This is a genomic window from Bacillus cereus group sp. N31 (genome assembly GCF_016483245.1).
GTDB lineage: Bacteria > Bacillota > Bacilli > Bacillales > Bacillaceae_G > Bacillus_A > Bacillus_A toyonensis.
In genome coordinates this window covers 61,270-73,567 of record NZ_JAEHCH010000012.1, presented here as the reverse complement: position 1 = coordinate 73,567, position 12,298 = coordinate 61,270, and the positions used below count along the sequence as shown (strand labels likewise).

Here is a 12,298-nt window from a genome sequence, read left to right as displayed (position 1 = left end):
AAAAAATCCTATCACTTAATTAATATAAGGCGAATAAACTAGGGATACCACTCCATGTCCACCAACTTAAGAATCTTTACTAGCTCCACGCTATTCTTTCTAAAAGGCTAAATAGAAAGCATGATAGTTTTTTTACTAGATTTTTAAGTTGATGGACATATATAGTGACTCCTAGGAGTTGATACATATAAAAAAAGAGCTCATGTATATACAATTTTTTAAAAATAAACTACCAGAATCTTAGAACTTATACCAAACCTATAGCCGTTTATCAACAAGAGTAAAGGAGCGGTGAGTATGACAACAATTCTAGTACTAGAAGATGATATAACCATCCGTAGTTTTATTACATTGAATATGAAGCGTGCTGGTTTCAATGTTTTAGAAACCAATACAGGTGAAAAAGCTCTTGAGCTTTTAGAACAGCATAATGTTGATATTGTAATACTTGATGTTATGTTACCAGGAATAGATGGATTTCGGGTATGCAAAAGCATACGAAAAAACAATGAAGATATTGGTATTATTATATTAACGGCACTTGTTCAAGAGAAAGATCAGGTACACGGTTTGACAATTGGGGCAGATGATTATATTAAAAAGCCATTTAGTATAATTGAATTAGTAGCGCGTGTACAATCATTGCTAAGAAGAATTCAAAAAAATAAAAAGGATTTGGAATTGATTCATTCGGGGCCATTTCAATTAAATCTTCTGCTAGGAGAATTATATAGGAATGAGATAGTAATTGATTTAACTCCAACAGAGCATATTATTTTACGATATTTAATGGAAAATTCCATGAAACCAATTTCACGTAATGAACTCTTAAATAAAATATGGGGTATAAATTGTGTAGGTAATACAAAAGTCATCGATGTGAATATCAATCGTCTTCGTCAGAAGATCGAAACTAGTCCTTCTGATCCTCAGTTCCTCCTTACAGTACGAGGGAAAGGGTATAAATGGAACGAAGGCAAACATTGCAACTAATTTGGCAGAAAATCGAATCACGTGTACTTTTTTTTAATTACAAAAGTATTTACAAAACTTACAAAAACTATTTTTACTAATGAAAGCATTTTAATATTATTTTTAAGAAAGCAAGTTTGGGCAATATAGGGAATCTTTCACATAAATGTTAAAATCGATGTTTTACCGTTATATATAGTATTGGTTGCTATTATTTCTGGGGCATCTGTATATAATAAATTATCAGTAGATATAATCAGTATATTTTCAGTTTTCCGAAAAAATAAACCCAACAAAAAACAAAGATTTTTGTAGATATCTTGTTTTCTTTCATCCTTAAATAACTGTCATTTTTATGTAAAATTATTAGATAGTTTATTTGGTTTTTAAAATTAATAATAAGATTATAAGAGCCAACAATAAAATTTTAATGATTATAGGAGTGTGTTAATAATGATCGTAACAACAACTAATACTATTCAGGGTAAAGAAATTATTGAGTATATAGACATCGTAAACGGTGAAGCAATTATGGGGGCAAATATCGTACGCGACATCTTTGCTTCGGTTCGTGATGTTGTAGGTGGCCGTTCTGGTGCTTATGAAAGTAAATTAAAAGAAGCTCGTGACATTGCGATGGAAGAAATGAAACAACTCGCAATTCAAAAAGGAGCAAATGCAATTGTTGGTATCGATGTAGACTACGAAGTAGTTCGCGATGGAATGCTAATGGTTGCGATAAGTGGTACAGCTGTAAGTGTGTAAGTAGATAAAAAACAAGACCTAATTAGTGAACTGCAACTCCAATTATTAGACATAACTAACAATTAGGGTTGCAGTTTTTTACGGAAAAATAATCTTTGAAAACGAAATTAGCTGCATAGAGGTTCTGGTGAAACATTAAAAAAGGAGCAAATAAATCAATACATTAGTTGTAGGGCTTAAATAATCTTTATTAACTGTTGTAATTCCTGGTATACCCCAAAAAGGAGTCTTACGAGAAGAGCATGAATGGACTCAATCCCCACGATAAAGGTCAAATTTCTCCTACTAGACACTACTAATTCGGTTCAGCCAATCTACCCAGTACAAGTATAGGATAAGAAAGCATCAAATTTTGCTAAATTATTGTTAGAAGGAAGAAATATTGAAATTGTATTCGAGAAAGGTGATACAAAAAATCATTTTAGACGTTACTTAGATTACGTAACTTGTGACGGAAAGTTAGTCCAATAAGAAAGTATCAAAGATACGCTTTGAACTATGTCATATGAAAAAGCCAAAAGCAACATTTTCAGATTAATTAAGGGTAGTAGAAATGCAAGAGAATAAGAGTGTCTGGAGCATACTCGGTTATGTTGACGAAACAAAACACAAATTAAATTGAAAAGATGCTACAGAATAATTTTTAATATTTTAAAAATTTATTGATTCAAAAGGAGATGTTTAGTTTGTTCAATTATGAAAAAGACGCAGAAGTTTTTAAAGCATTAGCTCATCCAGTACGAATTAAAATTTTGACAGAATTAATTAGAAGAGGGGCATGCAATGTAACACAAATTGTAGATATACTGAGTATCCCACAATCTACTGTTTCACAGCACTTATCGAAGATGAAATCTCAAAAATTAGTTATGAGTGATAGAAAAGGATTAGAGGTTTACTATAGTGCTCAAAACAAAACTATTAATTCCATTGTCGAAATACTACGAGATTAGGAACTATTTAATTGTAAGTGAAAATTAGTAATCTTTGTATCAGAACTTCTTAAGTCAACAAAAGATTCTTGGCGAGTTGATAAGGCATATTTGAAAATTAAAGGTCAATGGATGTACATTGATTTTCATGTTTCAAATCCTCGTGCTATAACAAGTAATTTATAAATTCCATATTTATACAAAAAATCGATAATATTAAAGTTATAGAAAGTCCAAGTTTTATAGATTTTTTTGCAAAAGAACCCTTTAATTACTAGTTTAAGAGAAAACGAGATACTTGTAGTAAAAGGAATAAATATTAAATAACGGCTATAACTCTCTTTTTTAACAAAGAATAATTCTAAAATATAAATGAGAACTGTTCGTATTTTTATTAATAATTAAAATTATGTAAAAAAAATTGATTATCCTGTCAACCAAATTGAAACTTAAACGTTATATATATAGAAGGAGGTAAGAGATGCGAGATGATGTTTTTCAAAAACGATTAAAGCAGTACTTAAGTTTTATTTTTAATTATTTATTAAAACTCGGAATATCTAGAGAGGATGCAGAAGACATTGTACAAGAAGCAGCTTTAAAATACATTGAAAACTTAGAAGGTATTCCCCCTGAAAAAGTGAAAAGTTGGCTGTTTAGAGTAGCAATAAACAGGAGCTATGATATTTTGAGAAGGAAAAAAAGAAAAGATAAGTTCTTAATAGAATTATGTATATTAGAAAATCTTGAATCTGATTTACCCGAGGATTGCCTTTTAAAGGAAGAGCAAAGTGGTGAAATCAAAAAAACATTAGATTTACTTCCTAAAAGATATAGAGAAGTTTTAATTCTAAAATATGTAGTGGGATTACGTTATGATGATATAGCCCTTTTGTTTGAAGTTACTACTGGAACTGTTAAAACAACTGTATTTCGAGCTAAGGAATACTTTATTAATATATATAGGAGGATTAATAATGAACATAAAGAATGATGAAAGTCAATCTGATTTTTTTCTAGATGATAAGGAATTTGAAAAAACAATGCGAAAAAGTAGAAGAAAAGCAATTATAAAAAATGTAGTTATTACGGGAAGTGTACTAATTGCATTGTATAGTGGATTGACTTTTGGGAGTAATTATTTGCTATCTGAGCGTCTGACAAAGGAACATGATGTAGAAGGGTTATGGTTATCTATTACTGAACCTAATATTGAGCAAAGTTCATCATTTTATAAATCGAATTCTTTTTCCATTGACGCAACTCATGAATATTCGAAAAAAATTGGAGATCGTATGATACCTTGGGAAACGTTATCAGGACATTATAACCTCATTCGTTCAGAAATAGGATCTTCTGGTTCGATAACTCATTATAATGAAAAAAGAAAAGCCTTTGAAATTTTTAACAACCAGAACGGACAAAGGGAGCTTATATTTTATCATCCTGAAGTTCAATATCAGCAACCCCCTAATGATTTAAACTTACTTGATGAAATAGGAATAAATAAATATGTTGAGTATGCACTATCTTTTGATCGACCTTATTCATTTAGTGAAGTTCAAAAATTGTTAGATAAACAAAATACAGACTGGCTTTGGATTGAGACAGAATCTGATGAAGAGATACATAGTATGAATCAGAAGGAACTTAAAGAAGGAGAAGAAGGCGAAACTTTTCTTCGCGGAAACATATATGGCTATCAGTATAACTCACAAAACGATTGGGCATCTCCTAAATTTTTTATTGATACATTAAAATCTCCTGAATTGTATGGAGACCATGCTGATAAAGCAAAAAAAGTATTAAAAAGATTAAAAAAAGATAATCCTAAATTAGATTCAGAAAAGGTGAAGATTGTTGGAGCTGTGGTATCTGGTACTCCTGATGAGTTAAAGAAGTATCAAAATAAAAATTTTATTAGGGCTTCTTCTCTTGGGGCTACAATAGATAAATATTAATTATTTGACACTCTCATCTCTAAGGGGCAAGCTGACATATGTCAGTGGAATTCTTGCTATCAAAGGCGAAGTCCATTTCTAGTATCGTTGACGTGCAAGAGTGGGATGTGTCATCACCAATCCCATGACAGACCGTATAGGTCACAGGCTATGGTACGGTTTATACCGTACCAGTTGTTTGGTTCTCATTATGTTTTAGCCTCTTGTACTTGACGACACATATTGTTTTACGCCCGAAATGAAATTGATTCGTGCAACCTTCTACAATATTCATTTTTTAGAGAATATCATTATTTTAGAGTATTTTGGATGATTTTGAAGTCATTTTAATATATTTTGTTACGCAAACGCGATACTGTCGGCCTATGCCTAACGGCGGACTTAAGTCTTACAGGGGCTTTCTCGTATCGTAAATCTGTAAAAAAACTTATAACACCGAAAATTTAACAGAATATTGAAACATTATAAAAAGTGTCTTTTTTAAAATTAGAAGGAGACAAGTAAGGAAGGAGATTAATAGTGTTATTTTACATAGGATTGATAGTTGGAAAGCTAGCAGGATATGGTAGTAAAAAATTTGGTTTTAATGGATCTAACATTCCAGGGAAAATTACAAATTATTTATATAAGAATGCATTACAAAAATTAGCAGCACAGGTGGAAACTGTGGTCTTGGTTACTGGTACAAATGGGAAAACAACAACTTGTAATTTAGTTTCTTCCATTTTTAAGTCCAATAAAAGTAAATATATTAGTAATACAGAAGGATCTAACTTATTAGAGGGAATCACGTCTGCTTTTATGAAAAAATGTAATATACGAGGAAAGATACAAGGGGTGAAAATAGCAGTTCTTGAAGTCGATGAATTGACAATGACTGAAGTTTTGAAACAAATAAAGCCTCAATTGATTGTTGTAACAAATATCTTTCGAGATCAGCTAGATCGTTATGGAGAAATCAACACGCTGATTTCAAAAGTACAAACAGCTATTCATTCTAGTGATGCTTCCTTGCTATTAAATGGTGATGATCCATATAGTAGACATTTTACTAAAGAAAAGAATAAAACCATGTATTTTGGTTTAAAGAAAAATGTAGGGGATTTTCATAAAAGTAATATTAGAGATTCCGTCTATTGTTGTTGTGGCCGTCTATTGAAATATATATACACTCACTATGGACACCTTGGTAAATATTATTGTTCATGCTCCATGAGTAGTCCCGTATTAGATTTGGAAGTTACTTCAATTCAATCACAAAGCGACTTAACGATTACTGTACAAAATCAATCCTATACTTCCAATTTGAAGGGTGAATACAATGCATATAATATGCTAACGGCTATAAAAATTGGAAAATTTTTAGGTTTTAGTTATGAACAAATTCACAAAGGTTTAAGAGAATATCACCCTAGCAATGGACGTATGCAACAGTTTCTCATTGCGCAAAATATATACCATCTAAACTTAGCCAAAAATCCACAAGGGATGAACTGTACGGTAGATTATTGCATACAAAATAAAGGCATAACGCAATATGTTTTTATTTTAAATGATTTACTTGCTGATGGGAAAGATATCTCTTGGATTTGGGATGTAGATTATGAACTATTAGCAAACTCCAATGTAAACCATATAATTTGTGCAGGAACACGTGCCTATGACCTTGCAGTGCGTTTAAAATATGCGGGGGTTTCTGTGAATAGGATAAAAGTTATCCCAAATATTGCTGCTGCCATAGAGAATAGCATGGGGGCAGGGAATGAAACATCCGTAATTAGTAATTACACAGGCTTAAATACTGCCCGGCAATTTTTAAGCACGCAAGGAACGCTTGCCCCTTCATAAATAAGATAGTATCTATATATGTTTAGTTTAATAACTTAATTGAGCGTATATAGATTGTAAATACAAAGAATAGAGAGTTCACAATAAAAATAACGATATACATTGGGTGCTTCTCTAGAATTTATAATAAGTCCCGATTACGTTTTAAACATCAGGAGGTACTATGAAAAAATTGATTATCTATCATTACTTTCCCAATACTCTTAATTTATATGGCGATCGTGGGAATGTAACCATTCTACAAAAGCAATTAGAATGGAGAGGAATAGAAGCAGATATTCATTATGTAGATCAAGTAAAAGATTATCCTGTATCTCAGGCTGATCTAATCTTTATTGGGGGAGGGAGTGACAGTGAACAACAAATAGTTCAAGAACAATTGCTTTCAATCCGAAAAGAATTGAAAGCAGGAATAGAGGATGGTTTAGCAGCACTTTGTATTTGTGGGGGATATCAGCTACTAGGGGAGTATTATGAAACTGCAAACAGTGATATCATACAAGGCCTAGGAGTATTACCATTTTATACATCATGTAAGAACACAGGCTCAATGAATCGATTAGTAGGGAATGTAAGAGTACAATCTGAAAAATTTGGAAAGATAACGGGTTTTGAAAACCATAGTGGCCAAACATTCCATTCTTTTGAATGTCTCGGCCAAGTGCTGCAGGGATATGGAAATAATGTAACAGAAAAAAAGGAAGGCCTTCTGTATAAAAATCTAATAGGCACATATCTACATGGGCCATTTTTAAGTAGTAATATTCATGTGGCAAACTGGTTAATATTGCAAGCGCTAAATAGAAAATATGGAATTACAAACTTAGAGGCATTAGAATGTACTTTGGAAAAGACAGCATCTGAAGTCTCATGGAATAAGAGGTAAGATTCAGTAGCAAATAGAATCAAATTTGAAAAGGGAGCGACAGATTTTCTTAAAAATCCACTGTTATGCAATACAAATGGAAAATAAGCGTCCTTTCCTAAGGAAGGGGCGCTTGTATGGTCTTTACTATTTTTTATTGGTGGGAAAGGATTCGCGGCTGATGTATATTCATCAGGAATTGGTTTCCCTTTAAATAAGGCATCGCCCTTACGCACTAAAATATTTTCACCTGACTGTGTCCCTAGAACACTATGACCGGCACCAAGCGTAATTGCAAATTGAAATTCTTTTTATTAATAACTATACTTGTTAAAACTTTAAAGACAACTCTTCTAATGACCGCATTAGATAGTTTTCATTCCATTTTATTTGCTCTCTTTTATCTTGTAATTCTTTATAAATATCATATGCCTCTTGTTTAAATTCAGCGGAAGATAATTGTGCTTCTAATAACTAACTTGAGATTTAAGTTGCTTTTTTAATTCATTCATATAACCTCCATCTTTATAGTTCTTTGGGTAACTGAAGTACCTAACTTGCATTATAGCTCATCTAACCCTGATAAAAATAAAAACATTCTGAGATACATATATCTTTTTCTTTATTACCAATTGGTTATCTATTCTTAGTTATCGGTTTAATTGGCTTTTTGTAAATATAATTTTAAAATTAATACATAAAGAAAAAAGAATCTTATTTTATTAAGATTCTTTTTTCTTTATGTGGTAGCGTTTTGAAAAGTATGTTCGAACAATGACATTTGACTAGCGTGGGGGATTCCGAAATTTTGAAGATGCCATTTAAAACACATCATAAATTCGTTTATAATCATTCCTTTTTTTACCTTAGATACATTTTTTAACTATTTTTGGTTAAGTTATTTTTAAAGGAGTTATTGCTAATTCAATGAGCATGTTTAAATATCAATATCCCTAATTTTAAAAATAGAGATTTCTTAAAAACTATATGTAACTTCTTTCTGAAAGGAAGGGTATTATCAATTGAAAACGTATGAAAAAATACCTGATGACTCTATAAAATCTTTACAGGATTTAATGCAGTTACTAAAAAATTCTAAAGATTTTATTACTTTGGAAATCGCTTCAAACAATTCCTCTATAGTCATTTCATATTTTAGAACATTAATCGATATAAATATATTTCATGAAGAGATTTTAACCTATATAAAAGAGAAGAGCTTCGATTCGTTACAAGATATTCAGTCTGTCTTACCCTTTGAAAATTCAAAAATAACAAATCAAATGGAAGATATTCAAGATAGTATTTTAAACGGTTATATACTTATTCAGTTCGATACAGATAAGTTAAATAGTTTGTTAATAAATGTGGCAAAGAAAGAAAAAAGAGATATTACAAAAGCTGAAATTGAATACAATATCGTGGGTCCACAAATCGCGTTTGTTGAAGATTTAGATGTAAACTTAAATTTAGTACGTAGAAAACTTCCAACACCTTATTTGCAAATGAAGGAATTGAAAGTAGGCTCTCTCTCTAACACAACCGTTGCAATTGTATATATTGAGGGAATTGTAAATGATCAAAATCTACAAGAAATTATAAAACGGGTGAGTCAAATAAAAACAGACCATGTTTTAGATAGTACTTATTTGATTCAATTAATTGCTGACAATCCTAATTCTATATTCCCACAATTTTTGAATACAGAACGTCCAGACCGTGTAGCAGCTGTATTGGCAGAAGGGAAAATTGCACTTTTTGTAGATGGCTCACCTTACGCTATCACCCTTCCAACAACATTAATTGACTTTTTTTCTACTACAGAAGATTACACCATGCCTTGGATTATTGCCTCATTTTTTCGACTGTTAAGGATTTTTGCTTTTATCTTTTCTGTTTTAACGACTCCATTATATGTTTCGATCTTAACATATCATTATGAGCTTATTCCAAAAGAACTTCTTGAAACGTTGATCATATCGAGAAGTAAAGTACCTTTTCCTCCATTAATTGAAGCACTTTTTTTAGAAATAACGATTGAATTACTGAGAGAAGCAGGGACACGTTTACCAACTAAAGTGGGTTTAACTGTCGGTATAGTAGGGGGTATTGTAATTGGACAAGCATCGGTGGAGGCAAGTCTTACAAGTAACGTACTTATTATCATTGTTGCACTTTCAGCTCTTAGTTCATTTACAGCACCAATATATCGAATTGGTAATACAATTCGAGTCATTCGTTTTCCTTTTATAATAGCTGCACACCTGTTGGGCTTATTAGGAATTGTTTTAACAAGTTCTTTCCTTTTAGCACGCTTATTACGTACAGAATCATTAAGTCGTCCTTATTTGTTCCCTTTTTATCCTACACGCCCTACAGATTGGAAAGACAGCATCATACGTATGCCAATCTCAGCAATGTTCCGACGTCCGATTTTTTCAAGATCTAAACAGCGTTTTCGTTTTAATCCAGAAGAGATAGAGAAAAATAAAATCGTATCACGAAATGATTTTGATGATTGAATTTAACAGGGAGGAGCATTATGAAACAGATCCCAATTGAGTATCAAGTATCTCCATATATGGTGTTTTTTTCGATTATTACTATACAGCTGGGGGTTGGTATGCTTGGTTTTGAAAGGATTGGTGCAAAGTTAGTTGGAAATGATGCGTGGATTAGCACGCTACTTTTTGGAATGTCTGTTAATCTTATGATTTGGATCATATATCAGATTTTAAATCAGGGTAATGGAGACATCATTGCAATCAATCAAAACGTACTTGGAAAATGGATTGGTGGATTGTCCAACTTCATTTTTTTATCCTATATTGTATTGTTAGGTGCAACAACACTCCATACTTATATCGAAGTAGTACATGTTTGGATGTTTCCTTCAATTTCATCTTGGGTTATAGCTGGGGTTTTTTTAGGCTTATGTTATTACATTGTGACTGGAGGATTTCGTGTAGTTGCCGGAATCGGCTTCTTTGGAATCGTTATCCCAAGCATTCTAATCTTCACATTTTTTTATCCTTTGCAGTATGCAGATTTTCGAAATTTATTTCCAATTGCACAGCATTCATTCCTAGAAATTATGAAAGGAATGAAAGGAAATATGTTTAGTTTTTTTGGATTTGAAATGTTATTGTTGTACTACCCATTTATTAGAAAGGCAAAAACGTCTCAAAAATATGCGCATTATGCAAATTTAGTAACGACTATTGTCTATACATACCTTATGATCTTAACTCTTGCGTTTTTTAGTGAAAAACAACTTGCGAGCGCGATATGGGCATATTTAAGCATGATTAAAATTATACAATTTCCCTTTATAGAGCGGTTTGAATACATTATTGTTTCTGTTTGGGCTTTTTTTATATTACCTAATGTTTCCTTTACATTATGGGGAGTAAGTCGTGGTATAAAAGAGGCACTGGGAATAAAGCAAAAATATGTTTTGCCAGTTATCATCTTATTCATCTTTGTTTTATCATTTTTCTTGAATAACCGTAATAAAATTAACTTATTAAATACTTGGACAGGTCAAATTGGCTTCGTATATATATATGTATACCTACCTGTACTATGGCTAATTCAAACCGCCAAAATAAAGTTAAGGAGATAAACATGAAGCGATGGATACTTTTCCTTATATTAAGTGTCTTCTTAATAGGTTGTGCTAAAACGAAAATTGTGGATGACATTGATTTAGTTCAAGTTGCGGCATATGATACTGAAGCAGAAGGTAAGCTAAAAGGAACCTTTGCGATTGCAGCTTATAAAGGAGGCGGGGAAGGTGAAACGAAAATCTATTCAGCATCAGGCCAGACTGGTAGAGAAGTTCTTGCAAGAGCATCCGAAAAATCTTCTGGACCTCTAGAGTTGGGGCAATTGCGTGTTATTATATTTAATGAAAAAATAATTGAAAAGGGAATGCAGGAAATTTTAGAGACTTTGAACCGAAATCCTAGTGTAGGAAATGCAATTTATTTAGCAATTACAAATGTAAAAGGGGAATCACTATTAAAGGGGAACTATTCTAAAGAAAAAGAAATTTCTTCCTATCTATCCTCTTTACTGGAGCAAAATATGAACAATGGAACGCAACCAAAAACAAATTTTTTTATGTTTTTAAACCAACTTGATGATGATGCGAGAGATTCATATTTACCGATGCTATCTAAAAAAGGTAACGTTTTGGAGTTAAATGGAATAGCACTTTTTAAAAGATGTAAAATGGTTGATACAGTGAAACCTAAAGATTTATTTGTATTTAAATTGTTGACAGATACTTTTAAACAAGGCACATACCAATTCAAACTACCTGGTTCTTCAAATAATTACGCCACGATAGAGAATATAAAGGCTAGAACAAAATATAAGATGGAGGGGAATAGTAAGCATCCATTCGTAAATGCTCATATTCAAGTTAAAGCTGAAATTCAAGAATTTACAAAAACAAAAAATCTAGATAATCCTAAAGAAATAAAAAAATTAGAAAAAATCATGGAAACAGAAATAGAAAAAAAAGCAACTACATTGATAAAGAGATTTATTAAAAAAGGCACAGATCCTATAGGACTTAGAAAACTTGGTAGAACTCACGTAAGAAAATGGAACAGTCAAGAATGGGAAGAATCCTATAAACATTTACATTTTCGTGTAACAGCTGATGTAAAGGTAACCCAATCTGGTGTTACAGAATAAATAAATCTAATAAGATACGGAAAATTTCAATAAAAAACATGGTCTCGCAGGAGATTAGGGAGAGAGAAACTAGTAACAAAGCATCTCATAAACATTAAGATGCTTTGTTACTAGTTTTTATTTATGAATTTTTACATAGTATTTTTCTAATATAAGTACAGCCAACATTTCGAAATTTTTGTATGCTAAGCGAATTTTAACCTAAAAAAGTCGAATTCCTGTACGTTAAGTGAAGTGACCTTTCATTC

General features: G+C 31.7%; 10 protein-coding genes and 1 pseudogene. All 11 read left to right on the top strand.

Annotated elements, in window-relative coordinates:
* The first annotated feature begins 297 nt into the window (after positions 1-297).
* The 11 genes and pseudogenes from JDS81_RS16225 (at position 298) to JDS81_RS16180 (ending at position 12,050) form a co-directional block, all read left to right on the top strand.
* The gene (locus JDS81_RS16225; protein WP_097954554.1) at positions 298-993 is read left to right on the top strand and encodes a response regulator transcription factor; all 696 of its coding nucleotides are present in this window, start codon (positions 298-300) and stop codon (positions 991-993) included.
* Between the two features lie 432 nt (positions 994-1,425).
* Positions 1,426-1,737, top strand: a complete 312-nt coding sequence (locus JDS81_RS16220; RefSeq protein ID WP_097954555.1) for a heavy metal-binding domain-containing protein — start codon at positions 1,426-1,428, stop codon at positions 1,735-1,737.
* 686 nt (positions 1,738-2,423) lie between these two features.
* Positions 2,424-2,690, top strand: coding sequence for an ArsR/SmtB family transcription factor (locus JDS81_RS16215; protein ID WP_097954556.1), 267 nt, complete (start codon positions 2,424-2,426; stop codon positions 2,688-2,690).
* Between the two features lie 48 nt (positions 2,691-2,738).
* Positions 2,739-2,834, top strand: a pseudogene (locus JDS81_RS31075) (IS6 family transposase); the annotation flags it as partial.
* Between the two features lie 316 nt (positions 2,835-3,150).
* On the top strand, positions 3,151-3,663 hold the full coding sequence (locus JDS81_RS16210) for an RNA polymerase sigma factor (RefSeq protein ID WP_097954557.1): 513 nt from the start codon (positions 3,151-3,153) through the stop codon (positions 3,661-3,663).
* The gene (locus JDS81_RS16205) at positions 3,647-4,630 is read left to right on the top strand and encodes an anti sigma factor C-terminal domain-containing protein (RefSeq protein WP_097954558.1); all 984 of its coding nucleotides are present in this window, start codon (positions 3,647-3,649) and stop codon (positions 4,628-4,630) included. Before JDS81_RS16210 ends, JDS81_RS16205 begins: the two co-directional genes overlap by 17 nt.
* Positions 4,631-5,149: 519 nt before the next feature.
* Complete coding sequence (locus JDS81_RS16200) at positions 5,150-6,478, top strand: MurT ligase domain-containing protein (RefSeq protein ID WP_199688563.1); 1,329 nt, start codon at positions 5,150-5,152, stop codon at positions 6,476-6,478.
* A 163-nt stretch (positions 6,479-6,641) separates the two neighbouring features.
* Positions 6,642-7,364, top strand: coding sequence for a type 1 glutamine amidotransferase (locus JDS81_RS16195; RefSeq protein WP_097954560.1), 723 nt, complete (start codon positions 6,642-6,644; stop codon positions 7,362-7,364).
* 1,001 nt (positions 7,365-8,365) lie between these two features.
* Positions 8,366-9,865, top strand: coding sequence for a spore germination protein (locus JDS81_RS16190; RefSeq protein ID WP_097954561.1), 1,500 nt, complete (start codon positions 8,366-8,368; stop codon positions 9,863-9,865).
* Between the two features lie 20 nt (positions 9,866-9,885).
* Positions 9,886-10,968 (top strand): GerAB/ArcD/ProY family transporter, encoded by a 1,083-nt coding sequence (locus tag JDS81_RS16185; protein ID WP_097954562.1) that lies wholly within the window; start codon positions 9,886-9,888, stop codon positions 10,966-10,968.
* A gap of 2 nt (positions 10,969-10,970) precedes the next feature.
* Complete coding sequence (locus JDS81_RS16180; RefSeq protein WP_097954563.1) at positions 10,971-12,050, top strand: Ger(x)C family spore germination protein; 1,080 nt, start codon at positions 10,971-10,973, stop codon at positions 12,048-12,050.
* Positions 12,051-12,298: the final 248 nt, after the last annotated feature.

Coding starts and splice junctions, on each gene's coding strand:
- JDS81_RS16210 (WP_097954557.1), top strand. CDS start 3,151: ATGCGAGATGATGTTTTTCAAAAACGATTAAAGCAGTACTTAAGTTTT.
- JDS81_RS16180 (WP_097954563.1), top strand. CDS start 10,971: ATGAAGCGATGGATACTTTTCCTTATATTAAGTGTCTTCTTAATAGGT.
- JDS81_RS16225 (WP_097954554.1), top strand. CDS start 298: ATGACAACAATTCTAGTACTAGAAGATGATATAACCATCCGTAGTTTT.
- JDS81_RS16185 (WP_097954562.1), top strand. CDS start 9,886: ATGAAACAGATCCCAATTGAGTATCAAGTATCTCCATATATGGTGTTT.
- JDS81_RS16205 (WP_097954558.1), top strand. CDS start 3,647: ATGAACATAAAGAATGATGAAAGTCAATCTGATTTTTTTCTAGATGAT.
- JDS81_RS16195 (WP_097954560.1), top strand. CDS start 6,642: ATGAAAAAATTGATTATCTATCATTACTTTCCCAATACTCTTAATTTA.
- JDS81_RS16220 (WP_097954555.1), top strand. CDS start 1,426: ATGATCGTAACAACAACTAATACTATTCAGGGTAAAGAAATTATTGAG.